The sequence below is a fragment of the Microbacterium sp. BH-3-3-3 genome (genome assembly GCF_001792815.1).
Classification (GTDB): domain Bacteria; phylum Actinomycetota; class Actinomycetes; order Actinomycetales; family Microbacteriaceae; genus Microbacterium.
The window spans coordinates 2,730,182-2,753,575 of the sequence record NZ_CP017674.1; the positions used below are offsets into that span (position 1 = coordinate 2,730,182).

Genomic DNA, 23,394 nt, shown 5'->3' on the forward strand with positions numbered 1-23,394 from the left:
AGCCTTTCATGAGTGTTCTCGGACGCGGCAACGCAGGTTGTGGAGCGATCCCGCGTCGTTCGACCGTTATCGGGAAACGATGTCGAAGGAAGAATCAGCCATGATCCGATTCTATTCGCGGGCCCCCGATCCACACCCCCTCGACATCGCCCGCCCCGTCTCGGTATGCGCGCTCGTAGACTCGGATGCCATGCGAGCACTCACCGAGAACGAGCTCCGCGCCGCGTTCGTCAACGCCACGCCGGACGAGGTGCGCGTTCTGGCGCTTCCTCACGACTTCGTGCTGACCGACTGGGATCATCTCGACTTCCTCGCCTGGCGTGATCCGAGCACGCGGGGCCGCGGATACCTCGTGATCGAGCGCGACGGGGAGCCGATCGGAGTGCTGCTGCGCGCCGCCGACGGGCAGTCGCGCGCCCGGTCGTCGATGTGCAACCTCTGCCACACGATGCAGCCCGGTGATCAGGTGACGTTGTTCACCGCACGCAAGGCCGGCGCGGCCGGCGAGCACGGCGACACGGTGGGCACCTACATGTGCGCCGACCTGTCGTGCCACGAGACGGTGCGCCTGGCGGCTCCCCTCGCGCCGAGCGAGATCCGCGCGAGCGTCGACCGCAAGATCGACGGCACGCGGCGCCGCACCGAGGATTTCGTCGCCCGCGTGCTCGAGACCGCCGAGGTGACGCGATGAGCGGGCGGGTCGTCGTCATCGGCGACGCCCTCATCGACGAGCTGCGCGACGAGACGGGTGTGCGCGAGTTCGTCGGCGGCGCGGGCCTCAACGTCGCGGTGGGGCTCTCGCGCCTGGGCGTTCCGGCATCGCTCATCGCGATGGTGGGCGACGATGCGGCGGGCGAGCAGATCCGCGGCTTCCTCGCCGAGCACGGCGTCGAGCTGCTGGCGAGTCCGTCGGAGCACGGCTCATCGCGCGCCGTGAGCACCCGCTCGCCGGGCGGAGAGCCCGAGTACGTCTTCAACGACGCGGCCCAGAACCGACGGGTGCGCTACGGCGACGCCGAGCGCGCGGCGATCGCCGACGCCCCCATGGTCGTGGTCAGCTGCTTCCCCTTCGACGACGCGGAGCAGACCCGCCTCCTGATGGATGCCACGGCCTCACCGTCGACGCCCCTGGCCATCGACCCGAACCCGCGGAGCGGCATGCTGCACGACCGCGCCGCGTTCGTGCAGGGCCTCGAGCGGGCGGCATCCGGAGCCCTCTTAGTGAAGGTGGGCGATGACGACGCGCAGCTTCTCTACGGCGGCTCGCTCGACGACCTGCGCGTGCGGCTCGTCGGCCTCGGCGTGGGTGCCGTGCTGGCGACCTACGGCGCGGGCGGCGCCGCGATCGACGCCGCCGGAACCTCGGTCGCGCGGGGGATCTCGGAGCTTCCCGGCCGCATCATCGACACGATGGGTGGTGGCGACGCCGTGCTGGCGACCACCGTCGCGCTCGTGCGCGACCGCCTTCCGGTTGATGCCGAGGAGTGGGATGCCGTGCTCACCCGCGCCATGGATGTCGCCGCCGCCACCTGCCGCCACGAGGGGGCCCTGCTGCGCACGCCGGAGTGACCCCACCGTGGTTGGAGGCACCCTCTGCGAGATAGTAGAGTGGTTTCTCGCGCCTCTGGTCGACTGAACAAGCCGGGCGGGCGCGCATGGCGAGTTACCCAAGCGGCCAAAGGGATCTGACTGTAAATCAGACTGCATTGCATTCGGGGGTTCGAATCCCTCACTCGCCACAAAACGTCCGTCTCTCGAGACGGACGTTTCCTGTTTCAGGAGAGTGCGTCCGGAGCGCCCCTCAGCTGTCTGCGCTCGCTCACGCAGCGCTCGGCCCCACTCCGGACGCTGAAACGGGTAGAGCGACAGTCGTCACACCGGCGCCCTCGGTGGGCGGTTGATTGTCCCGCCCGTGAGCCGAATCGCCGTGACCGACGTGATGGCGCCCGCGGCCATGATCGCCGCGAGGACGACCAGCTGAAAGCGTCCTGCCTCGACGGGTGAGAGTCCGCCAAAGATCGCTCCCACGAACGCTCCGGGAAGAACGACCACGCCGGTCGTCTTGACCTGGTCGATCCCGGGGAGGAGGGCGTCGTGTACCGCGCGCCGCCCGAGGTCGCGGGTGGCGCGGCGAGGTGTCGCTCCCAGCGCCAACCAGGCCTCCACTTCGGGCCAGCGGTCAGCGCGCAGCTGCGCGAAGGTGCGACCGGTCACCGAGGCGACGGTCATGGCGTTGCCGATCACCATCGCCCCGACCGCGAGAACGAACCGAGGTGAGTATTCGACGGCGCCGGTGAGGAACACCACGCTTCCGGCCACACCCACCCCGGCGAAGAGGGCAAGCGCCGTCCTCCATGCCTGAGAGGGCGGATCTCCGATGCGATTCGTTGACACCGACACCGCCACCAGAAACATCACCACGAGCGCGGCGCCTACCCAGACGGCATCCTGAATGACCCCCGTCAAGATGACGCTGAGAAGGGTGAGCTGCACGGTCGCCCGCACGAGAGCAAAGGCCGGACCGTGCCACCGCGGCACTCCCGAAGCGAGCAGGATGCTCACCGCGATGCCGGCGAGAACCAGCATCGCCACCGCCGTGCGCACCAGCACATCGACTGTAGGCATGCCGAAAGAGTACTGGCGGTGCGCCCACCGCCTGTGTCCGGAGCCTCGCGCCGGTGGCGGCCGATAGTCTCCGTGGGTGCGAATCCTGCTAGACGAGCCGAAGGTCGACGTGTCTTACTGTTCGGCATCGATCACCACCGATGAGGGCGTGGACCGCGGCGACCTCGGTGCCCCTTGGGTCGATGAGAGCAACGGACTGTGCGGAGCCGGTATCCCCGGAGTGCTCGAACTCGTTACGGGAACGCACACGGGCCGGGTGTCGTTCCGCGTCGAGTTGCATGATTCTGAGCCCGCCGTCGACCCGATGTGGGAAGAGGTCGTGGAAGTCTCGTTCACGACGGAGCTCGACGAGGCGTTCCTGACCGGCCTCATGGGTGATGAATTCCCTTTCCCGCTTCCCCGCGGCGACTACCGTGTCCGCTACTGCGCCCAGGGTTTCGGTGAAGCTCACAACAGCGATGAGGCGGAAGATTCTTACCTCTTGCAGTTCTGGCTGGCTCCGCCCGCCCCCGGCCGAATCCTTGTCCAGACCAGCACCGAAGCCTCATATTGGCACCGCACCCGGCGCACTCTGGGTCTGGAGGAGATGACCGAGCAAGAGCTCGCAGAGGTTGCCGAACGGCAGGAGCGCGGCCGTTTGCGGTGGGGAGATCGTGTTCCGAATGCGCGTCTGCTCGAACTCGTCGATGCCGGGATGCCGCTGAGCGCCCTGACGGAGCTGGACGTGGACCTCGAGTTCGCCCTGGCCGAAGCCGATGATGTCCTCCATCGCCGTATCGCGGCGTGGGCCGCCCTGCGGTGCCTGGACGCATCCGGGCTGAGCGCGCTGCCCCTCTACGAGACCGCAGTGCACGCCTTTCGCCACGGAGATCCGGCGCCTCCGCCATTCGACGAACTCCGTTACGGCTGGGATGTCCTCGCATGGTCGCGCCCTGTGCGAACGAGAGTGCCGGCGCCTCTGGATGGCGAAAGCACCGAATCGCCGCAGGAGTGGGCCACCCGCACGCTGATGGATTCCACTGGACGCGACTCGCTCATCGCCGTGCTGAACATCGTCGTCTGCCTGGCCTACGTGCACGGGCGCGACGGGTACCGCGAAGCGTTCGACGATCTGCGGGCACAGTTCCCAGACTTGTGATGCCGGGAGCTCGGCTCACGTCAGACCGAGGCGGCGAGCAGGGTCTTGGACTTGCCGTTCAAGAAGTTGACGAGCGCGCCGAGCACGTTCACCTCGTTGCCGAGGTTGACCAGCGCGACGGCGTCCAGCTCGATGGTGGCGTCTCGCGCTTCCATCGTCGCCGTCCAGATCCCGTCACCGCCGGTCACGGGCTGCAGGTAGGTCACGGTCTTCGCCTCGCTGAGGTCGACGACGATCAGACCCGAGTCGGGATCGGTTTCGTCATCCTGCTCCAGGAGGCGGATGTCGCTTCCCGTCAGGTAGCCGAGGGCGCGGAATTCCGCGAGCCACTCCTCGAGCAGGTCCTTGTTCAGCAGGCGGCGTACCGGCACGGCTCTCTCCGATTCCTTCGCGCGAGATCGCGCGTCACCACATTATGTCGGGTGCGGAGAGGTTCGGCTTCGTGCGTTCAGGCGGCGCGCATCGATCGCACGGGCGTGCGGGCGGGGCTACGGGTCGCCTTCTCGGCGACCTCCCACTCGCGCACGTCGATGACGAGACCCGATGCGGCGTTGGACTGGTCGGCCAGCGTGCGCAGGTACTCGCCCACCAGCTGCTCGGGCTCGACGGATTCGAACACGAACCGCAGGGGGATCGAAGGCTGCAGCCAGATGGTGGAGCGTCCGGGATCCTGCTCCGTGCCGGTCCAGGTGAACGTGAACGACTCGCCGCGGCGCAGCTTCGTCGAGGCGATGACCTTGATGTAACCCATCAGGCGATCGGGAAGAAAAATGGGGGCGGTGTCGGAACCGTAGTAAAGAGTGGCCATTGCGATCTCCTAGAGTCGGGGTCGGCGGGCTAATCACTAAAGTAGCACGTATTTCACAAAGTTAATTAATTAACTGAAATGTTCACGACCTTGAGTAAGGTAGGCCTTAGCAATCGGCCGGATTGCCCCAGGACTGAGGAGGTGCGGCGTTGACGAATCCCTCCGCGTTGACCGCAGCGCTCGATGACTACGTGTCCGCACGTGATGATGCCGTCGCGAAGGCGAGAACCGACCTGTCGGTCAGCGAACTCGAGGCGACGGCTCTGTGCTGCATCGCCGACGAGCCCGGCATCCGCCCCTCGATCCTGCGCTCCCATCTGGGTGTGACCGCAGCCGGGGTTACCACGATGGTCGATCGTCTGATCGGACGAGGCCTCGTGCGCCGCGAGCTCGATGCCGAAGACCGTCGGGTCAACCACATCCACCTCGAGATCGACATGGAGCAGGAGCCCTGGGCGGCGCTCCGGCGTTTCCCCGTCGAGGTGGACGCCGCCGTGCGCGCCGAGTCGCGCGATGTCGTCGAGGTGGCCGCCGAGCTGCTGCGTCGCATTACGGATCGCGTGCGCACCTTCAGCTGAGCGGGCGCCTCGGCGCCGTCATCGCGGACTCTGCGCCGTCGGGCCTCACGCGGCCTCCTTCGAGCCGGATGAGGTGATCGGCGTCGGCGATGAGCCGGTCGTCGTGGCTCACGCACACGACCGTCGCCCCACGGGTGACCTCGTGCGCGATGGCCGCACGGTTGAGTTGCGCGCTCGCCGCGTCGAGTCCGGTGGTCGGTTCGTCGAGCAGCAGGATGTCGGCTTCGCGGGCGAGGCCCTGGGCGAGCAGCGCTCGCTGTCGCTGGCCCCCCGAAAGCGACGAGAACGGATGCCGTGCCAGCGGCGCGATGTCGAGTCGCTGCATCGCGCCGTCGATGGCGGCCCGGTGCGCGGCGCTGAGTCGCCGGAGCGGCCCCGTGCGTCCCCACGCTCCGACCGACACGACGTCACGGACGGTGAGCGGGAGGTGGGGCGAGACGGCTGCGCGCTGCGGCACGAAGGCGCGCGTGCGCGGCGCGACCTCGAGCGTGCCGGTTGACGGCTCCCGTGCGCCGGCAAGCACCTCGAGCAGCGTCGACTTGCCTGCACCGTTCGGGCCCACGATGACGGTGAGCGCTCCGGCGTGCAGATCGACGTCGACGCCGTCGAGGGCGAGGGTGCCGGAGTAGTCCACGCGCAGGGCGCGTGCGATGACGGCGGTGAGGGGCATGGCATCCATTGTATGAGTTTGAGAATCGTTCTCATTCTCGATACGGTCGGGCATCGTGACCTGGCTCCTCGATCCCTTCTCTCTCGAATTCGTGCAGCGCGCGCTGCTCGGGGGAGTGCTCGTCGCCGTGCTGTGCGGCGTCGCCGGTACGTGGGTCATTGTGCGCGGCATGGCGTTCCTGGGCGAGGCGCTCGCCCACGGCATGCTGCCCGGCGTCGCTCTCGCCACCGTGCTCGGCCTTCCGGTTCTGCTGGGGGCGGCGGCCAGCGCCGTCGTGATGAGCCTCGGCATCGGTGTGCTGCAGCGGCGCGCCCGACTCTCGTACGACACGAGCATCGGCCTGCTCTTCGTCGGCATGCTCGCCCTCGGCGTCATCGTCATCTCGCACGCCGGGAGCTTCGCCACCGATGCCACGGCGATCCTGTTCGGCGACATCCTCGCCATCGGGGCCGGTGATCTGGTCGTCCTCGCGGTGGCGGCAGGCCTGGGCATCGCGGCGGCCGCGGTCGCCCATCGTGGCCTCGTCGCCCTCGCCATCGACGAGCGGGTCGCCCAGGTGCTCGGCCTCGGCCCGCGCGTCGCGCAGACCGTTCTCGTCGGGCTCGTCACCCTCGCCGTCGTCGCGTCGTACCAGGCCGTCGGCTCGCTGCTGGTGGTGGGCCTGCTCATCGCGCCCGCGGTCGCCGCGCGCCAGTGGACCCACCGCATCGCCACGACCATGGCGCTCGCCGCCGTGATCGGGGCGGTCGCCGTCGCCGTCGGCCTGCTCGTCTCGTGGCACGCCGCGACCGCCGCCGGCGCGACCATCGCCGCCACCGCCATCGCCGCGGCCGGCGTCTCGTGGGCCCTACGCGCCTGCCGTGACGCCGCGCGCCGGCGCGTGGCATCCCCTGTTCTCGTTCCCGCCTGACCGGAAAGCCCCCATGCCCCACCCCGACCTCTCCCGTCGCCTCGCGCCCCTCAGCGCGGTGCTGCTCCTCTCGCTCGCCGGCTGCGCGGCGCCCGCCGCCCCCGACACCGCACCCTCGACCGACACGCACGGCGAGATCGCGGGTGCCGCCGAACTCGCCGAACCCGCTGTGGGTCTCACCTCGATCGACGGCGACGGACGCGTGTCGCACCTCGATCTGCTCGACGAGACCACGACCGCGCTCGGCACCGTGCGCCCGCCCTCGGCGGTGCACTCGGACGGCCGGTACCTCTTCGCCGCCGACGACACGGGCGTCTCGATCGTCGACAGCGGCGTGTGGACCTGGGATCACGTCGACCACTTCCACTACTACCGCGCCGACGCCCGCCTGCTGGGCGACGTCGAGGGTGAGGGAACCGCTGTCGTGGCGACCTCGAACTCGTCGACCACGGGCGGGACGGGCCTGTTCTTCCCCGGATCGGGTGAGGCGGTGCTGCTCGACACCGAGGCGTTGTCGAGAGGTGAGGTCGTCGAGCGGTTCCGCCTCTCGACGTCTCCCGGTGCCGGCCTCGTCGTGCCCGCCGGATCGTTCGCCGCGGTGGCCGCGGACGACGAGGTGAACCTGCACGACGCCGACGGCGCCGAGGTCGGCGAACCGGCCGCGTGCATCCAACCCGCGGGGACGATCACCACCCGCGTCGGAGCGGTGATCGGATGCCAGGACGGCGCCCTCCTCATCAGCGTCGACGACGACGCACCCGTCGTCGAACGCATCGCCTACCCCGCGGGAACGACCGCGCCGCGGGCGACGGTCTTCGCCAACCGCGAGGGACGCCCGAAGGTCGCCGCGGTCGCCGGGGACGCCGGGGTGTGGATCCTCGACACCCGCGAGCGCACGTGGACGCTGCTGCCCACCCCCGAGCCGGTCGTGCAGGTCACGGCGGTCGACGACAAAGACGCGAACCTCCTCGCCCTCACCCCGGACGGGCGGGTGCTCGTGCTCGATGGTGAGACGGGCGCGCAGCGCGCGGCATCCCCCGCCCTGGTGGGAGCGAGCCTCGCCGCGGGCCAGACCGTCAGCCTGGTCGCCGACCAGCAGCGGGCGTATCTGAACGGCCCCACCGAGAACCGCATGTGGGAGATCGACTTCGCCGACGACGCCCGCGTCGCCCGGGAGTTCGCGCCCGAGCGCGCGCCGCTGTTCTTCGCCGAGACGGGACGCTGACATGAAGAGAGCTCTGGGCGTCGCCCTGACCGCCGCCCTGCTCGCCCTCACCGGGTGCGCCGGGGGAGCGGAATCCGATCGCCCGCTCGTGGTGGTGACGACGAACATCCTCGGCGACGTCGTGTCGCATCTGGTCGGCGACGACGTGGAGGTGCTCACCCTGATGCGCCCGGGCGCCGATCCGCACTCGTTCGAGATCTCGGCGTCGGAAGCCGCGCGTCTGCGCTCGGCCGACCTGCTGGTGGCCAACGGCATCGGCCTCGAAGAGGGTCTGCAGCAGCATCTCGACGCGGCCTCCGCCGACGGGGTGGCTACCTTCGTCGCCGGCGACGCGGTCACCGTGCTGCCGTACACCTCGACCGATGCGGGTGGTGCCGACGATCCGCACTTCTGGACCGATCCCGCCCAGATGGCCGCGGTCGTCGACGCGCTGACCCCGGTGCTCTCGCGCATCGACGGAATCGACGCCGCCGCGGTCGCCGAGCGGTCGACGGCGTATCGCGCCGAGATCGAGGACCTGGATGCCGAGATGACGGCCGCGTTCGCCGCGATCCCCGCCGAGCGTCGGGCACTCGTGACCAACCACCACGTCTTCGGCTACCTCGCCGAGCGCTTCGGGTTCCGCCTGGTGGGGGCCGTGATCCCCGGCGGCACCACGCTGGCGGCGCCGAGCACGAGCGACCTCGCCGACCTGGTGTCGGCGATCGACGAGGCCGGAGTGCCCACGATCTTCGCCGAGTCGTCGTCGCCCGACCGCCTGGTGCGCGCGCTCGCCGACGAGGCCGACCGCCACGTCGAGGTGACCGAGCTGTTCACCGAATCGCTCACCGACGCCGACGGCGGCGCCCCCGACTACCTGACCATGATGCGCGTCAACACGGAGCGCATCGCCACCGGCCTGTCGCCGTGAGCGACCGGCCACCCACCCAGAAGGAGAATCACATGCGCACCTCTTCCCACCGCCGCGGGGACGCCCTCCGTCGTGCGGGCCTGCTCACGCTCGCGGTCGGCGCGACCGTCGCCCTGTCGGCGTGCGCCGGCGGCGCCGGCGCCGGTTCGGCCGCTCCCGCCACGAGCTCGGCCCCGTCGTCGACGAGCGACACCGGTACCCGCGTCGCCCTGTCGTACCCCGGCGGCATCGTCGTGCTCGACGGCGAGAGCCTCGAGACGATCGGCGACTTCTCGTCCGAGGAGTTCACGCGGCTCAACTCCGCCGGTGACGGCCGTCACGTCATGGTGACCACGAGCGAGGGCTTCCAGGTGCTCGATGCCGGCACCGCCTCGGAGCAGCCCCGGCTCACCGACCTCGTGTTCCCGGCATCCAAGCCCGGTCACGTCGTGACGCACGGCGGCAAGACCGTGCTCTACGCCGACGGCACGAGCGACTCGACGATCTTCGACACCGACGCCCTGCTCGCCTCGACCGATGCGCTCCCCGCCGTCGAGACCATCCCGGGCGTCGAGGCGCACCACGGGGTGTCGATCATGCTCGAAGACGGGTCGTTCGTCACCACGGTCGGCAACGCCAACGGCCGCACGGGCATCGCCGTGACCGACGCCTCGGGTGCGACGATCGCCCAGGACGCGACCTGCCCCGGCGTGCACGGCGAGGGCACCGCGAAAGACGAGGTCGTCGTCTTCGGCTGCGAGAACGGCGCCCTGATCTACGACGACGGCGAGATCACGAAGGTCGACGCCCCCGACCAGCCCTACGGTCGCACCGGCAACCTCTTCGTCAGCGAGACCAGCCCGCTGGTGCTCGGTGACTACAAGGACGACCGCGACGCCGAGGGCTACCTGCTGCAGCGCGTCTCGCTGATCGACACCGCCGCCAAGACGCAAAGCGTCGTCGACATGCCCGCCGGCGCCGAGTACACCTTCCGCGACCTGGCCCGCGGCCCCGAGGATCGGGGCTACATCCTGGCGTCGGACGGCGCGATCCACGTTTTCGACCTCGAGAAGGGGGCCTTCACCGAGGCGTTCCCCGTGATCGACGCGTGGGAGGGGCCGGTCGAGTGGCAGGACGCCCACCCCGCGATCAAGGTGTCGGGCGACATCGCCTACGTCACCGAGCCGGCGAAGAACGCCGTGCACGCGGTCGACCTCACCACCGGCGAGGTCACCGCCACGGCGACCCTCGACGTCACGCCCAACGAGATGGCGCTCACGCGCTGAGCATCACCGGCCGCCCCGGTCGTACGCCACCTGCAGTGCTCCCCGCACCGCGCGTACGCCGGGGCGGTCGGCCGTTCCGCGGCGGACGGCGGTGAACACCTCGCGCCGGGGTTCGCCGGGTAGGCCGACCAGGCGCACGGGCGGATCCTCGCCGGCGAAGACGAGGTCGGGGATCATCCCCACCGCGTGACCGGATGCCACGAGCCGCGCGTGCGCGGTCAGATCGGCCATCTCGAAGCGCACGTCGGGCTCGAACCCCACCGCTCGACACTGCTGCGTCGCCCATTGACGCGCGGCCGTGCCCTCGGGCTCCATCACCCAGGCGCGGTCGCGGAGGTCGTCGAGTCGCTCGGCGGGATCGGTGCGCGCCACCGCGAGGCGGATGGCATCCCGTCCCAGCAGGCTCCGCTCGATGCCGTCGCGGTGCTCGCGCGTGTGCCCCGGATACTGCTCGGCGACGGCGAGGTCGAAGCCGCGGGCGGCCACCTCGAACAGTCCCTCTTCGGGGGCGAGCTCGGCGACCTCGACGCGCAGCTGGGGCTCGGCCTCGGCCAGGGCGTCGAGGGTGTGGGGGAGGAGCCCGTGCGCGGCGGACTGCATGACGGCCACGCGTACGGGAGCTAGCGAGGGACGCAGGTGCTCGAGCTCGGCGCGGGCTGCTTCGTCGGCGGCGAGCATGCGGGCCGCGTGCGCGGCGAGGGCCGCGCCCTGCGCGGTGAGGCGCAGGCGCCGACCGTCGGGTTCGAGCAGGGCGACGCCGGCCTCGCGCTCCAGCAGGGCGAGCTGCTGCGAAATGGTCGACGGACTGTACGACAGGGCCTCGGCGACGGCCGCGAGCGTGCCCCGGAGCGACAGCTCGTGCAGCAGGCGCAGACGGCGGAGATCGAACATGGCATCCCTTCGATGACATCGAACATAACCCATCATTAATCATCGCTTTTCTCGAATGGATGCGGGTCCCATGCTGATCACATCCGAGGAAGGACCGCCATGTCGCTCACCGATGCCCCCCGCACCACGTCCGGCACCACGCCCGAGACTCTCGTCTCACCCGCCGAGCTCGCCGACGACGCGATCGCCCTCGTGCGCCGCTGGCTCGCCGAGAGTCGCGACGAGCCCGTCGACGCCGCCGCCCAGCGCCTGGCCGGCGTGCTGCGCGATCCGCACGGGCTCGACTTCACGGTCGGGTTCGTCGACGGAGTCGTGCGCCCCGAAGACCTGAGCGTGGCGGCGCGCAACCTCGCCGCCCTGACCCCGCTGATCCCCGGGTTCCTCCCCCTGCACCTCAAGGCCGCGATCCGGCTCGGCGCGTTGACCGCGCCGATCCTTCCCCGCGTCGTCGTGCCGGCGGCGCGCACGGCCCTCCGCTCGATGGTGCGTCACCTCATCGTCGATGCGAGCGACCGCAAGCTCGGCGATGCCATCACCTCGATCCGCGGCCGGGGCGACGGCATCCGTCTCAACGTGAATCTGCTCGGCGAGGCCATCCTCGGGAAGAAAGAGGCCGCGCGCCGCCTGGCCGGAACGCGCAAGCTCCTCGCCCGCGACGACGTCGACTACGTCTCGATCAAGGTGTCGTCGACCGTCGCCCCGCACACGCCGTGGGCGTTCGACGCCGCCGTCGCCGACGCGGTGGCGGCGCTTCGCCCCCTCTACCGGGTCGCGAAAGAGACCGGCACCTTCGTCAACCTCGACATGGAGGAGTTCAAAGACCTCGACCTCACCCTCGCGGTCTTCGAGACCCTGCTCGCCGAGCCCGAGTTCCACGACGTCGAGGCCGGCATCGTGCTGCAGGCGTACCTGCCCGATGCCCTCGCCGCCATGATCCGCCTGCAGGAATGGACCGCCCGGCGCGTGGCATCCGGGGGCGCGACGATCAAGGTGCGCGTCGTGAAGGGCGCGAACCTCCCCATGGAACGCGTCGACGCCGACGTGCACGATTGGCCGCTCGCCACCTGGCCGTCGAAGCAGGCGACGGATGCCTCGTACAAGGCGGTGCTCGACTACGCGCTGCGTCCCGAGCACGCGCAGCACGTGCGCATCGGCGTGGCCGGACACAACCTCTTCGACGTGGCCCTCGCCTGGCTGCTCGCGGAGCGGCGCGGGGTGACCGGTGGGATCGACGTCGAGATGCTGCTCGGCATGGCCACCGCGCAGCAGGCCGTCGTGCGCCGCACGGTCGGCTCGATCCTGCTCTACACGCCCGTCGTGCACCCGCAGGAGTTCGACGTCGCGATCGCATACCTGATCCGCCGCCTCGAAGAGGGCGCGTCGAGCGAGAACTTCATGTCGGCCGTCTTCGACCTCGACACCCACGCGGCGCTGTTCGATCGCGAGCGCGACCGCTTCCTGGCCTCTCTCGCCGACATGCCCGAGGGCGTACCGGCGTCGAACCGCGTGCAGGACCGCACCGCGCCGGCGCCCGCGGCGCCCGCCACGGGCTTCCACAACACCCCCGACTCCGACCCCGCGATCGAGGCCAACCGCGGCTGGGGCGCCGGGATCGTCGCGCGGATGCAGGACTCGACCCTGGGCAGCGACACGATCGCCGCGCACACCGTCACCGACGCCGCCGCCCTCGACGCGCTGATCCACGACGCCGCGACCGCCGCCACCGCGTGGCGCGAGCTCGGCGCCGAGGCGCGCGCCGCGATCCTGCACCGGGCGGGCGACGCGCTCGAGAAGCATCGCGCCGATCTGCTCGAGGTCATGGGCGTCGAGTGCGGCAAGGTGTTGGAGCAGAGCGACCCCGAGGTGTCGGAGGCCATCGACTTCGCGCACTACTACGCCGAGCAGGCCCGCACCCTCGACGACGTCGACGGAGCCCGCTTCACGCCCGTGGGCGTGACCGTGGTCACCCCTCCGTGGAACTTCCCCGTCGCGATCCCCGCGGGATCGACCCTGGCCGCGCTCGCCGCAGGGTCCGCCGTGGTCATCAAACCCGCCGCCCTCGCCCAGCGCTCGGGCGCGGTCATGGTCGAGGCGCTGTGGGAGGCCGGCGTACCCCGCGAGGTGCTGAAGCTCGTGCAGCTGTCGGAACGCGATCTCGGCACGCAGCTGCTCACGCACTCCGCCGTCGAGCGGGTCGTGCTGACCGGCGCGTACGAGACGGCCGAGCTGTTCCGCTCGTTCCGTCCCGACCTTGCGCTCCTCGCCGAGACGAGCGGCAAGAACGCCGTGATCGTGACGCCCAGCGCCGACCTCGACCTCGCCGCGAAAGACGTCGCGATGTCGGCCTTCGGCCACGCGGGGCAGAAGTGCTCGGCGGCCTCGCTCGTCGTGCTCGTCGGCTCGGTCGCGCGCTCGCGGCGCTTCCGCGACCAGCTGGTCGACGCGGTGACCTCGCTCGAGGTGGGGATGCCGTGGGATGAGGCCTCGCGCGTGGGACCGCTCATCGAGCCGGCGAACGGCAAGCTGCTGCGGGCGCTCACCACGCTCGAGCCCGGCCAGCGCTGGGTCGTCGAACCGCAGCGTCTCGACGACGAGGGGTCGCTGTGGCGCCCCGGCATTCGCGAGGGCGTGCAGGCGGGCAGCGAGTTCCACCGCACCGAGTACTTCGGACCCGTGCTGGGCATCATGACCGCCGAGACCCTCGATGAGGCCATCGAGATCGTCAACGCCATCGAGTACGGGCTCACCTCGGGCCTGCACGCGCTGGACGAGGCCGAGATCCAGCGGTGGCTCTCGCGCATCGAGGCCGGCAACGTCTACGTCAACCGCGGCACCACCGGCGCCATCGTGCAGCGCCAGCCGTTCGGCGGATGGAAGAAGTCGGCCGTCGGCGCGGGCACCAAGGCCGGTGGGCCGTCGTACCTGTTCGGATTCGGTTCGTGGGCGGATGCCGAGACCTCGGCGCCCCGCTCGGGCGATGCGCTGGCCGCCCCGGCGCTCGCGGCCGTCCCCTCGGCCGACCGCGACTGGCTGGCATCCGCTCTCGCGAGCGACGCCGCCGCCTGGGCTGCGGAGTTCTCACTGGCCCGCGATGTGACGGGCCTGGAGTCGGAGCAGAACGTGCTGCGCTACGGCACGGTGCCGGTCACCGTGCGATTCGATGACGCGACCGAGACGGCGCTCGTCCGCGTCGTCGCCGCCGGTGTGCGCGCCGGCGCCCCGGTGACCGTGAGCACGGCCCGCGCGCTGTCGCCCGCCGTGCGCGCGTGGCTCGAGGGCGTGGGAGTGCGCGCGAGCGTCGAGGATGCCGACGAGTGGAAGCGCCGCGCCGCGCGCCTGGCGCGCACCGGTGGGCGGGTGCGCCTGCTCGGCGGCTCGACCGTCGCGACGGCCGACGCCGTGGGCGGCTCGCCCTCGGTCGCGATCTACGCGGGCGAGGTCACCCGCGCCGGGCGCGTCGAGCTGCTGCCGTTCCTGCGCGAGCAGGCCGTGTCGATCACGGCGCACCGCTTCGGAACGCCGCGCCGGTACGTCGTGCCGCCGCTCGTCACGCGCTGAGCGCACGCGGGCCCCGCGGCTGTTGCGGGGCCCGCGTGGGTGCTCATCACGCGGTTCCGGTCGTGGCCACCCGCGCGGCGGCGCGGCGCACCGAGTCCGGAACGCGTGTTCCGGGGTGCGTCTGCGCAGACGTCTTCGGCTCGTCGGCGACCCAGCGCAAGGGGAGGGTGCCGGCCCAGACGGCGCGGTCCTCTCCGTCGTCGTCCTCCTCGACGAGCGAGCCCGCGTTGTCCTTCACGCTGGCCTCGACGAGGGGGATGCGCAGCACCATGGTGGCGGCGAGCTCACGGGCCGTCATGGGGCGGACGTCTTCGCTGCGGCCGGGCATCAGATGCTCCGACAGCACGAGCAGGGCCGCCTCTTTCTCTTCGGGTGGCACGACGGATGCCACCCCGTACACGACCGCGCACCGGTACCGCATCGAGCTGTCGAAGAGCGACCGCGCGTACTTCAGGCCCAAGAGGTGCGTCACGGTGATGCAGACGGGGGTGCCGTCGGCGATGCGCCGGAAGAAGTCGCTGCCGGTGGATCCGTGCAGCAGGAGGTCGTCGCCGTCTCGGGCGATGCCGATCGGCAGCGCGACCGGGCGGTCGTCGCGCACGAGGGCGATGGTGGCGGCCAGGGCACCGTCGATCACGTCGTAGAGCGCGGTGCGGTCGGTGACCTGGTAGTGCGGAAGGCGGCGCACCCGCGTGCGCGCGGTGAGGGGAAGATCGGTCATGGTCCGATTCCATTCGCTCGCGTGGTCCATCACATAGTCCGCTTCTCGCACTTTCGTCTGGACCAGTGCGAGACTGTCGCCGTGATCTCCCTCGGCGTCCTCGATCGATCCTCCGCCGTGCCCCTGCACGAGCAACTCGCGCACGGTCTGCGTGCGGCGGTGCTCGCGGGGCGCGTCGCCGGTGGCGAGGCGGTCCCCTCGACGCGGGCACTGTCGGCCGACCTGGGGGTCGCGCGGGGAACGGTGGTCGCGGCCTACGAGATCCTCGCGGGCGAGGGATACCTGCTCACGCGGCCCGGGGGTGGAACGGTCGTCGCCGACATCGCCGTGCGCGCGCCCGTCGCGGCGGCCGATTCGCCCGACCGCCTCGTCGTGGAACCCGCGGTGCTCGACCTGCGGCCCGGGCGCCCGGGCACGACCGGCCTCGCCGATGCCGCGTGGCGCTCCGCCTGGCGGCGGGCGAGCGCCACCGATCCCGTCGCCGACGTCGCCGACCCCGCGGGCGCCATGGCGCTGAGGGCCGAGATCGCGCGGCACCTCGGGCGTACGCGCGGCGTCGACGTCTCGGTCGGCGACGTGCTGATCACGGCGGGCAGCAGCGACGCGATGCTGCTGACGCTGATCGCGCTCGCGCCGCGCGGTGACCGGCAGCGCCTGCGCGTCGGTATCGAAGACCCGGGCTACCCCCGCGTGCGCATGATCCTGCGCCGTCTGGGGATCGAGGCCGTCCCCGTGCCGGTCCGTCTCGGCTCGGGGCTCGACCTCGACGCGCTCGAGCGGCAGCGCGATCTCGACGCCGTCATCGTGACCCCGAACCACCACTACCCCCTCGGGAGTCGTCTGGATGCCGAGGACCGCGCCCGCCTGCTCGCCTGGGCCGCGCGGGACGACGTGGTCGTCGTCGAAGACGACTACGACAGCGAGTTCCCCCACGGGCGCGCGCCGCTTCCGCCGCTGCACCTGCTCGATCCGGCGCGGGTCGTGCTGATCGGAAGCCTGTCGAAGGTGCTCACCCCGGCCGTGCGGTGCGGGTGGATCGTCGCGACCGGCGCGGTGGGGGAACGCATCCGCGCGGCGCGCGACGACCTCGACTCTCCCGTTTCGCTCGTGCAGCAGCACGCGCTCGCGCTGTACCTGGCCGAAGGAGCCCTCGCCCGCCACACCGCGCGGCGGCGGCGCGAGTACCGCCATCGGCGCCGCCTGCTGCTCGAGGCCTTCGCGGGTGTGCCCGGCGTCGAGCTGGCCGCCACCGACGGCGGACTGCACGCCGTGGCGCTGCTGACGGGCGGCGGAGAAGGCGCCGAGAACGCCGTCGTCTCGGAGCTGCTCGCGCGCGGCATCCGCGTCGCGCCGCTCGCGGGCTACGCGGTGGGTGGTGACTCCGCTGGGTCCGCCGATTCAGCGGCGAGCGATCCCGGCGTCGTCTCCGCGCGCTCCGAGGCCCCGGCGGGGATCGTCTTCGGATACGCCGAGCCCACGACGGTCGCGCTCGTCGAGGCGGTCGGCGTGATGCTCACCGTTCTGCGGACGCACGCGCGCCGGGGCCACGCGCCGACCCCGACGCCCGAACCCAGCCGAGCTGAGGGCTCCGCGCGTGAGGGCGCTCCCACGGCGCGTCGTCGACCGGAGGGGCAAGCCGTCGCCGACCGCACCGCGTACCTCACCCCTCCAGGATCTCGAGCGCCGCCATCGCCGCGTTCTGCCCGCCGATCCCGCTGACGGCGCCGCCGCGCTGCGCACTCGAGCCGCAGAGCAGCACGCGCGAGTGCGGGGTCGACACGCCCCACCGCGCCGCCGGCGTCGTGGCCGGCGCCGCGAGCCAGGGCCACGACAGCCCGCCGTGGAAGATGTCGCCGCCCACCATATTCAGCGACCGCTCGAGGTCGCTTGTCGTGCGTGCCTCGATGCAGAGCCGCCCGTCGGGCGCCCGAAAGATGCAGTCGCGCAGCGGCTCGGCCAGCACCGAGTCGAGCGACTGCTGCGCCGCGGCCAGCAGGCGCGCTCCCGCGGCGACGGGATCGGTGTCGTCGATCAGGCGGTGGGGCACCTGCAGGCCGAACATCGTCAGGGTCTGCGCCCCGCTCGCCCGCAGGTCGTCGCCGAGGATCGACGGGTCGGTCAGCGAGTGGCAGTAGATCTCGACGGGAAGCGGCTCGGGGATGAGCCCCCCGGATGCCGCGACGTACGCGGCATCCAACTGGGTCATCGTCTCGTTCACGTGGAAGGTGCCCGAGAAGGCGGCCTCGGGGGTGACCGAGGAGTCGCGCAGCCGCGGCAACCGCGACAGGAGCATGTTGACCTTGACCTGCGCGCCCTCGGGCGCCTCGGCTGCGCTCGCCGGGGATCCCCCCGCGGTGAGCAGGTCGTCGAGCACCGCGCGACCGACTCCGCTCAGCACGAGCGTGCCGTGGTACACCTCGGAGCGGTCGGTCATCGTGTGCACGTCGCCGTCGGGCGAGATCGAGATGACGTCGGTGCCCGTGACGATCTCGGCACCGGCGTCGCGCGCCGCGCGTTCTAGTTCGGCGGCGACGGCGCCCATGCCGCCCACCGGCACGTCCCAGTGCCCGGTCTCGCCGCCGATGACGTGGTACAGGAAGCAGCGGTTCTGCGCCAGCGAGGGGTCGTCCGACGAGGCGAAGGTTCCGATGAGGCCGTCGGTGAGAGCGATGCCGCGGGCGAGATCGCTGTCGAGCGCGCTGCGCAGCAGGTCGCCGAGCGGACGCTCGGTCAGCGCCGTCCACAGCTCATCGTCGCCCACGCTCTCGCGCACCTCGTCGGCCGTCGGCAGGGGACCGGTCATGGTGGGGAAGACCGCGCGCCCCAGCGGGGCCAGGCGTTCGCCGAACGCGGCGAACCGCTCGGCCTCCCCGGTCTCGCCCAGGGTGCGCACGAACGAGGCGGCGGTCGCCGCGGCATCCTGGGTGTCGACGAGGATGCCACGGGTCGGGTCGTGCGGGTCGGGTGTGTACGACGAGTAGCGACGCCGACGCAGGTCGATGCGCAGTTCCAGGTCGTCGATGATCTTCTGCGGCAGCAGGCTGACGAGGTACGAGTAGCGCGAGAGGCGGGCATCGACCCCGGCCCACGGGCGCTCCGACACGGCGGCCCCGCCCACGGCATCCGATCGCTCGATCACCACCACGCGGCGCCCGGCGCGGGCGAGATAGGCCGCGGCGACGAGGGCGTTGTGCCCTCCTCCCACGATGACGACGTCGTACCGGCGAGTATCCGAAGCGGTCATGCATCCACGCTAACGACGGCGACGACTTCTGCGGAGGGGGTGGCGCAGTAGCGTGGATGCCATGACTCTCGCTGCGGAACTGCTCGACATCGCCACGCGGATCGTTCGGGAGGCGGGCGAACTCGCGCACCGTCGCCGCATCGAGGGGGTGACGGTGGCCGCCACCAAGTCGGCCGCCGCCGACATCGTCACCGCCGCCGATCGCGAGGTCGAAGCCTTCATCCGCGCGGAACTCGCGCGGGTGCGTCCCGACGACGGCTTCTTCGGCGAGGAGTCCGGCGCCGACGTGGGGACGAGCGGCATCACCTGGGTGGTCGATCCGATCGACGGCACCGTCAACTACGCCTACGGCATTCCCGCCTGGGCCGTGAGCATCGCCGCGGTCGAGGGCACCGCCGACACCGCGACGTGGACGGCGATCGCCGGCGTCGTCTTCAACCCGGTGACGGGTGAGCTTTTCCGCGCCTCGCGCGGCGGGGGAGCCTGGCTCGGCGATCAGCGTCTCTCGGTCTCGGCCCACGTGGGAGAGGCGGGCGGTCTGGTGGCCACGGGCTTCGGGTACAACCCCGCGACGCACGGTCCGGCGCTGGCGCAGCTGTCGCGCGTCATGCCCATCGCGCGCGATGTGCGCCGTATCGGCGCGGCCTCGCTCGACCTGGCCTCGGTCGCCGCGGGCCGCATGGACGCCTACTACGAGCGCGGAACGCAGCCCTGGGATCACGCGGCGGGAGCCCTCCTCGTCGAGGAAGCGGGCGGGGTCGTGGGTGGCGCGCCGGGTGGTCGTCCGGGGAACGGAATGGTCATCGCGGCGGGCGCGGCGTTCTACGCGCGCCTCGAGCCGCTGCTCGACATCGAGGGGTGACGCCCGGGGCGCTCATGGCTTTCCCAGACCGCCCGAGGTAGTGTGGTTACCTGTTCGTTATTTTCCGCGACCCGAACCCGCGGAAACGGCCAAGCCCCACAGCCCGAAGCCGTCGCGCTTGCGACACGACACGAGAGCCATCGCGCGTTGCCGTCAGAAGCCTTTTCGACTGAGCCTGCCCATACTCGGCGGTCTCGTCGCCCCCTCGCTGTTCCCGCCTCCGAAACCGCTCCCCGGCTGACCCGCGCCGAGATGCGCCGCCTCACGGTGGGTGACACCGCGCAGAGCGACGACTCGCGCAGCGAGGTCGCCGCGACGGCGATCGACGACGCGGCCCCCACCGCACAGATGTCGTCGGAGCCCGCCCCGGTCGACGCCGAGGTCGCCGCGCAGTCCGAGATGCTCGAGACCGTCGCCGCCGCCGTCATCGAGACGGTCATCGCCGCGACGATCGAGCCCACGCTCCCCGAGGTCTCGGCGCCCGATGCCGCTGCCGACGCCGACGCCCTCGAGGTCACCGTCGTCGACGAGCGCCGCACCGCCGACGCCGATGTCGCCGTCATCCTGCAGAGCGCCGACACCGACGTCGCCACCACCCCCGTGGCGCTGCCCACCTCTCCCATCACCCTGCCCGTGACGCGACGCGCGCGTCGTCGTCCGCAGGCCGCGGTCATCATCGACAGCACCCAGGCCGATGACGCATCGCCCGCCGTCGAGATGCCGGATGCCGCGTCGCCCGAGGGCCATGGCGTGCCCGCGACCCCGACGGCCACCGATGACGACTCCGCCGACGAGTTCGCCTCGGCCGCCCGTCTCTTCGCGTTCACCGGTGAGACCGCCGTTCAGCGGCCCGCGCCCGTCGCCACGGCATCCGAGCCCGTCGTCGAGGGGCTGCCCGCCGCGGCCGCCGCTCCCCGCACGCGTCGGAACGTGCGCCGCATCGCGACCGCATCGTTCTCGGTGGGCGTCATGGGCGTCGTCGGCCTGCTGACCGTGGGCATGACCATGCCGGTCAGCGCGCTCGCCTCGGCGAACGGCACCGACAGTGTCACCGCCCCCGCGACCGCCACGACGCGCCTCGCGCTCGGTGGCGACGTGCAGGGCGGCGACGCCACGGACGCGATCCAGGCGTACGTCGCTCCCGCGCAGGCGCAGGCCGCCGTGGTCGACCGTGCCGATGGATACAGCGCGACGACGTACGCCAAGATGGCGGCCGACTCGGGCATCACGAACCCCTCGAACTTCTACGTCAACGACCCGACGGCGCCCATCCAGTGGCCCTTCGCCGTCGGTGTGCCGATCACGTACGGCTTCGGCATGCGCGACGGGACCATGCACGAGGGCGCCGACTTCGTTCCCGGTGAGGGCTCGCCCGTGCAGGCGATCGCCGACGGCACCGTGCGCATCGCGACCGAGCAGGGCGGCGCCTTCGGCGTCACCGTGCTCATCGATCACGAGATCGACGGACAACTGGTCTCGAGCCGCTACGGACACATGCAGTACGGCTCGCTCCAGGTCACGCAGGGTCAGCACGTGAAGGTCGGCCAGTTCCTCGGACGCACCGGCAACACGGGTCGGTCGTTCGGTGCGCACACCCACGTCGAGATCCTGCAGAACGGCACCACGCCGATCGACCCGATCGTCTGGCTGCGTCAGCACGCCGGAGGGTGATCATCGATTCGTGTGAGAGTGTCGCGGTCTGATATTCTCTTCTAGTTGCCCGGAGTGATCCGGGTACGCCCCGATAGCTCAGTGGCAGAGCACTTCCATGGTAAGGAAGGGGTCGTCAGTTCAATCCTGACTCGGGGCTCAAGGCATTCTCATCGTCATCGGAATGCTGTGCGGCGGGGTAGCTCAGTTGGTGAGAGCGCACGACTCATAATCGTGAGGTCGCGGGTTCAAGCCCCGCTCCCGCTACGTCAGCCCCCGGAATCGTATGATCCTCGGGGGCTTTGTCGTGTTCGCGGGTACGGTCAACCCCGCGCAGACCCCGCATACTCACAAACGCTCTCGACCTCCATGCCGACGCGGAGGTCATTCTCGGCGACGTTCTCGACCTTCACGCCGGCGCGAGGTGATTCTCGATGCCGGGGTCGAGGCGTTTCGGAGGATTATTCCCCGCCGCCAGTAAGGGGGGCGGTTGTGTGCCTGACGGCGGGGACATTCCAGACGCTACACGTCTTTGTCCCCCAAATGGGGGACAAAGCTTTCTTTTTTGGGAGAACGCAGCGATGAGCCGGTGGCAGTAACCGTCGCGCGCGACAGCGCGAATCCCCCGTCTTGCGCGGTCGGTCGAGGTGCAGGGCGAGGAACGCGCGAGCGTCAGAACGTCTTCTCGTCGCCGTCCTGACGACCCCGTGCCTCCGGCCCCCGTACTTCGGGGGAGCCCCTGTCGATGAGAGACGGGCGGGCATCGTCCGCCACTCCACCCGGAGCACTGCGGCCCTCCGTCGCGTCCTCGATCACTCGTCGAGCGACATCCGACAGCTTCTGCTGAGTGCTTCGAGCGCGTTCACGCAGCTGGTGGAAGGCGGCATCCATATCGATGTGATGAACGTGCGACAGGATCCCCTTCGCTTGTTCGATGACGATCCGACTGTCCAGCGCACGTTGCAGCTGCCGACGCGCGAGGTCGGCTTCGCGAAACGCCCTCTCGTGCAGAATGCCGATGGTGGCGATGTCCGCCAGTCCGCGAGCCGCCAACGCGTCATCGGCGCTCAACGCTGCGGCGTGATCGCCGAAGAGGTTCAGGGAGCCGATGACCTCGTCACGGAGCCTCAACGGGATCGCGTGCATCCATCGATACCCGAGTTCGCCGGCTGCGCGAGCGAACCGCGGCCACCGCTCCTGGATGCCGGCGATGTCGACGACGGTGACCGGCTCTCCGGAGTGGTACGCGTCTACGCACGGCCCCTGGTCTTCACTCAACTGCAGAAGGCTGATGAGCTGACTTCGCTCGCTGGTCGACGCCACCACCTCGAGGTTTCCGTCGGCATCCGGGATCAGGATGCCGACTCCCGCCACGTTCAGGGTCTGGGCGCACCGGGTGACCAGTCGGTGCAGAAGGTCGACGACGTCGTAGCCGCTGACCATCGTGTCGGCGAGTTCGACGAACGTATCGACCAGTTCTCTCTCTCGCGTCGTCTTCGTCATACCGGAAATGTACTTTCCTTTGCTCCGCAGTCAGACCGAAAAATCGATGTCACGTCGGATGATGGCCTCCGCGACGTCGGGAATCGACGTGCCCGTGGAAAAAGCGTGGGCGCGTATCACGACAAGCGCATCGGTCGAGGGCACCCGCAACTGTGCCATCACCATCCCCGTCGCTTGATGAATGAATCGCCCTGGCAGACCCTGCGGGCTGGGAGGAAAATTCAGTTCGGTGAGAATCCGATCGACGACGCGAACGGCAGCGACACCCGCCATCGCCCAGGCATTCTCGACCTGCCGCGTATTCAAGGCGTGCGCGGTCGTCGCATAGAGATCGACAACCCCCACATCTATTGCTCCCACCGTCATCGGGAACGCGTACACGGCTCGAATCCGGTGAGCATGAGCCGCGGTCAGAAGAGCGGACCACGCAGCGGGGTGAGCGTGCTCCACGTCAGGGAGGAGCGTCGGAACTCGCGCCGTCTTCGCCTGCCAGCCGGGCCCGAATCCCAGATCGAGCTGTGTCTGCTCGAGTTCGGTGGCGACATCGTCGCTCGCGCAGACAATGCCCAACTCGAACGGATCGCTCAGCGTCGAGATGGCCACGTGCTGGACGGGAAGAGTCGACACGAACCACATGCACAGGGACGCAGACGAGGGTGCAGACGTCGACATGATGCTCCTGACCTGGGCAAACGGCAGGACCTAGGTCTCGGGAACGCCTCGATCTCACTGTACGGCCTCCCGCCCACTCCTTTGCGTCGACTTTCTGCGAGCGGTTCGACGCGGCCCTTGATCTTTCGGAGCCGGTCGCCGTATTGTGTGCGCAGTTGTCCCCA

At 70.5% G+C, this 23,394-nt stretch carries 21 protein-coding genes and 3 tRNA genes; 15 read left to right on the top strand and 9 right to left on the bottom strand.

Going from position 1 to position 23,394, the window contains the following annotated elements; all coding sequences use genetic code 11:
* The first annotated feature begins 190 nt into the window (after positions 1-190).
* The 3 genes from BJP65_RS12530 (at position 191) to BJP65_RS12540 (ending at position 1,739) form a co-directional block, all read left to right on the top strand.
* Positions 191-691, top strand: coding sequence for an FBP domain-containing protein (locus BJP65_RS12530; protein ID WP_070410001.1), 501 nt, complete (start codon positions 191-193; stop codon positions 689-691).
* Positions 688-1,569 (top strand): PfkB family carbohydrate kinase, encoded by an 882-nt coding sequence (locus BJP65_RS12535; RefSeq protein ID WP_070409360.1) that lies wholly within the window; start codon positions 688-690, stop codon positions 1,567-1,569. The genes BJP65_RS12530 and BJP65_RS12535 overlap by 4 nt, the downstream gene beginning before the upstream one ends.
* Positions 1,570-1,657: 88 nt before the next feature.
* Positions 1,658-1,739, top strand: a tRNA-Tyr gene (locus tag BJP65_RS12540).
* Positions 1,740-1,872: 133 nt separating this feature from the next.
* On the opposite strand, the gene BJP65_RS12545 is transcribed toward BJP65_RS12540, so the two are convergent.
* Positions 1,873-2,625, bottom strand: a complete 753-nt coding sequence (locus BJP65_RS12545) for an ABC transporter permease (protein ID WP_070409361.1) — start codon at positions 2,623-2,625, stop codon at positions 1,873-1,875.
* Between the two features lie 76 nt (positions 2,626-2,701).
* Here BJP65_RS12545 and BJP65_RS12550 point away from each other — a divergent pair, with 76 nt between their 5' ends.
* Entirely contained in the window at positions 2,702-3,763 is a 1,062-nt protein-coding gene (locus tag BJP65_RS12550) for a hypothetical protein (RefSeq protein WP_070409362.1), read from the top strand.
* A 20-nt stretch (positions 3,764-3,783) separates the two neighbouring features.
* Here the strand turns inward: BJP65_RS12550 and BJP65_RS12555 are convergent, their stop codons facing one another.
* Together BJP65_RS12555 and BJP65_RS12560 are read right to left on the bottom strand one after the other, a co-directional pair.
* Positions 3,784-4,134, bottom strand: coding sequence for a hypothetical protein (locus BJP65_RS12555; RefSeq protein ID WP_055839021.1), 351 nt, complete (start codon positions 4,132-4,134; stop codon positions 3,784-3,786).
* Between the two features lie 77 nt (positions 4,135-4,211).
* Positions 4,212-4,571 (bottom strand): hypothetical protein, encoded by a 360-nt coding sequence (locus BJP65_RS12560; protein ID WP_070409363.1) that lies wholly within the window; start codon positions 4,569-4,571, stop codon positions 4,212-4,214.
* A gap of 191 nt (positions 4,572-4,762) precedes the next feature.
* Between BJP65_RS12560 and BJP65_RS12565 the strand changes: the two genes are divergently transcribed.
* Entirely contained in the window at positions 4,763-5,149 is a 387-nt protein-coding gene (locus BJP65_RS12565) for a MarR family transcriptional regulator (protein ID WP_181015930.1), read from the top strand.
* Here BJP65_RS12565 and aztA read toward each other — a convergent pair.
* Complete coding sequence (gene aztA / locus BJP65_RS12570) at positions 5,142-5,819, bottom strand: zinc ABC transporter ATP-binding protein AztA (RefSeq protein WP_083285978.1); 678 nt, start codon at positions 5,817-5,819, stop codon at positions 5,142-5,144. The genes BJP65_RS12565 and aztA overlap by 8 nt on opposite strands.
* Positions 5,820-5,874: 55 nt before the next feature.
* Here aztA and aztB point away from each other — a divergent pair, with 55 nt between their 5' ends.
* Genes aztB through aztD form a run of 4 tightly spaced genes read left to right on the top strand, consistent with a single transcriptional unit; the run spans position 5,875 to position 10,129 of the window.
* Entirely contained in the window at positions 5,875-6,729 is an 855-nt protein-coding gene (gene aztB, locus BJP65_RS12575) for a zinc ABC transporter permease AztB (RefSeq protein WP_070409366.1), read from the top strand.
* 13 nt (positions 6,730-6,742) lie between these two features.
* A complete protein-coding gene (locus BJP65_RS12580) occupies positions 6,743-7,954 on the top strand; it encodes an ABC transporter (protein WP_070409367.1) in 1,212 nt (403 codons plus the stop codon).
* Position 7,955: 1 nt separating this feature from the next.
* Entirely contained in the window at positions 7,956-8,864 is a 909-nt protein-coding gene (gene aztC, locus BJP65_RS12585; RefSeq protein ID WP_070409368.1) for a zinc ABC transporter substrate-binding protein AztC, read from the top strand.
* A 32-nt stretch (positions 8,865-8,896) separates the two neighbouring features.
* Positions 8,897-10,129: a zinc metallochaperone AztD gene (aztD, locus tag BJP65_RS12590; RefSeq protein ID WP_070409369.1), complete on the top strand. Its 1,233-nt coding sequence runs from the start codon at positions 8,897-8,899 to the stop codon at positions 10,127-10,129.
* 3 nt (positions 10,130-10,132) lie between these two features.
* On the opposite strand, the gene BJP65_RS12595 is transcribed toward aztD, so the two are convergent.
* Complete coding sequence (locus BJP65_RS12595; RefSeq protein WP_070409370.1) at positions 10,133-11,020, bottom strand: LysR family transcriptional regulator; 888 nt, start codon at positions 11,018-11,020, stop codon at positions 10,133-10,135.
* 99 nt (positions 11,021-11,119) lie between these two features.
* Between BJP65_RS12595 and BJP65_RS12600 the strand changes: the two genes are divergently transcribed.
* A complete protein-coding gene (locus BJP65_RS12600) occupies positions 11,120-14,578 on the top strand; it encodes a bifunctional proline dehydrogenase/L-glutamate gamma-semialdehyde dehydrogenase (RefSeq protein ID WP_070409371.1) in 3,459 nt (1,152 codons plus the stop codon).
* A gap of 46 nt (positions 14,579-14,624) precedes the next feature.
* On the opposite strand, the gene BJP65_RS12605 is transcribed toward BJP65_RS12600, so the two are convergent.
* The gene (locus BJP65_RS12605) at positions 14,625-15,299 is read right to left on the bottom strand and encodes a pyridoxamine 5'-phosphate oxidase family protein (RefSeq protein ID WP_070410002.1); all 675 of its coding nucleotides are present in this window, start codon (positions 15,297-15,299) and stop codon (positions 14,625-14,627) included.
* An 81-nt stretch (positions 15,300-15,380) separates the two neighbouring features.
* Here BJP65_RS12605 and BJP65_RS12610 point away from each other — a divergent pair, with 81 nt between their 5' ends.
* Entirely contained in the window at positions 15,381-17,018 is a 1,638-nt protein-coding gene (locus tag BJP65_RS12610; RefSeq protein WP_070409372.1) for a PLP-dependent aminotransferase family protein, read from the top strand.
* On the opposite strand, the gene BJP65_RS12615 is transcribed toward BJP65_RS12610, so the two are convergent.
* A complete protein-coding gene (locus BJP65_RS12615; RefSeq protein WP_070409373.1) occupies positions 16,960-18,543 on the bottom strand; it encodes an NAD(P)/FAD-dependent oxidoreductase in 1,584 nt (527 codons plus the stop codon). The genes BJP65_RS12610 and BJP65_RS12615 overlap by 59 nt on opposite strands.
* Before the next feature lie 61 nt (positions 18,544-18,604).
* Between BJP65_RS12615 and BJP65_RS12620 the strand changes: the two genes are divergently transcribed.
* The 4 genes from BJP65_RS12620 to BJP65_RS12635 all read left to right on the top strand — a co-directional run bounded on the left by BJP65_RS12620 (position 18,605) and on the right by BJP65_RS12635 (position 21,322).
* On the top strand, positions 18,605-19,405 hold the full coding sequence (locus tag BJP65_RS12620) for an inositol monophosphatase family protein (RefSeq protein ID WP_055838988.1): 801 nt from the start codon (positions 18,605-18,607) through the stop codon (positions 19,403-19,405).
* Positions 19,406-19,657: 252 nt separating this feature from the next.
* A complete protein-coding gene (locus BJP65_RS12625; protein ID WP_070409374.1) occupies positions 19,658-21,076 on the top strand; it encodes a M23 family metallopeptidase in 1,419 nt (472 codons plus the stop codon).
* 67 nt (positions 21,077-21,143) lie between these two features.
* Positions 21,144-21,215 (top strand) — tRNA-Thr (locus BJP65_RS12630).
* Between the two features lie 33 nt (positions 21,216-21,248).
* Positions 21,249-21,322: transfer RNA gene (locus tag BJP65_RS12635), tRNA-Met, on the top strand.
* Positions 21,323-21,727: 405 nt separating this feature from the next.
* Here BJP65_RS12635 and BJP65_RS12640 read toward each other — a convergent pair.
* Both BJP65_RS12640 and BJP65_RS12645 read right to left on the bottom strand, forming a co-directional pair.
* Positions 21,728-22,558: a GAF and ANTAR domain-containing protein gene (locus BJP65_RS12640; protein WP_070409375.1), complete on the bottom strand. Its 831-nt coding sequence runs from the start codon at positions 22,556-22,558 to the stop codon at positions 21,728-21,730.
* A gap of 30 nt (positions 22,559-22,588) precedes the next feature.
* Positions 22,589-23,161: a GAF and ANTAR domain-containing protein gene (locus BJP65_RS12645; RefSeq protein ID WP_181015931.1), complete on the bottom strand. Its 573-nt coding sequence runs from the start codon at positions 23,159-23,161 to the stop codon at positions 22,589-22,591.
* Positions 23,162-23,394: the final 233 nt, after the last annotated feature.

What these genes read in the sequence shown, in the direction of transcription:
- BJP65_RS12545 (WP_070409361.1), bottom strand. Translation starts at nt 2,625, where the DNA reads ATGCCTACAGTCGATGTGCTGGTGCGCACGGCGGTGGCGATGCTGGTT.
- BJP65_RS12625 (WP_070409374.1), top strand. Translation starts at nt 19,658, where the DNA reads ATGCGCCGCCTCACGGTGGGTGACACCGCGCAGAGCGACGACTCGCGC.
- aztD (WP_070409369.1), top strand. Translation starts at nt 8,897, where the DNA reads ATGCGCACCTCTTCCCACCGCCGCGGGGACGCCCTCCGTCGTGCGGGC.
- BJP65_RS12605 (WP_070410002.1), bottom strand. Translation starts at nt 15,299, where the DNA reads ATGACCGATCTTCCCCTCACCGCGCGCACGCGGGTGCGCCGCCTTCCG.
- aztC (WP_070409368.1), top strand. Translation starts at nt 7,956, where the DNA reads ATGAAGAGAGCTCTGGGCGTCGCCCTGACCGCCGCCCTGCTCGCCCTC.
- BJP65_RS12600 (WP_070409371.1), top strand. Translation starts at nt 11,120, where the DNA reads ATGTCGCTCACCGATGCCCCCCGCACCACGTCCGGCACCACGCCCGAG.
- BJP65_RS12530 (WP_070410001.1), top strand. Translation starts at nt 191, where the DNA reads ATGCGAGCACTCACCGAGAACGAGCTCCGCGCCGCGTTCGTCAACGCC.
- BJP65_RS12560 (WP_070409363.1), bottom strand. Translation starts at nt 4,571, where the DNA reads ATGGCCACTCTTTACTACGGTTCCGACACCGCCCCCATTTTTCTTCCC.
- aztA (WP_083285978.1), bottom strand. Translation starts at nt 5,819, where the DNA reads ATGCCCCTCACCGCCGTCATCGCACGCGCCCTGCGCGTGGACTACTCC.
- BJP65_RS12640 (WP_070409375.1), bottom strand. Translation starts at nt 22,558, where the DNA reads ATGACGAAGACGACGCGAGAGAGAGAACTGGTCGATACGTTCGTCGAA.
- BJP65_RS12615 (WP_070409373.1), bottom strand. Translation starts at nt 18,543, where the DNA reads ATGACCGCTTCGGATACTCGCCGGTACGACGTCGTCATCGTGGGAGGA.
- BJP65_RS12580 (WP_070409367.1), top strand. Translation starts at nt 6,743, where the DNA reads ATGCCCCACCCCGACCTCTCCCGTCGCCTCGCGCCCCTCAGCGCGGTG.
- BJP65_RS12535 (WP_070409360.1), top strand. Translation starts at nt 688, where the DNA reads ATGAGCGGGCGGGTCGTCGTCATCGGCGACGCCCTCATCGACGAGCTG.
- BJP65_RS12620 (WP_055838988.1), top strand. Translation starts at nt 18,605, where the DNA reads ATGACTCTCGCTGCGGAACTGCTCGACATCGCCACGCGGATCGTTCGG.
- BJP65_RS12595 (WP_070409370.1), bottom strand. Translation starts at nt 11,020, where the DNA reads ATGTTCGATCTCCGCCGTCTGCGCCTGCTGCACGAGCTGTCGCTCCGG.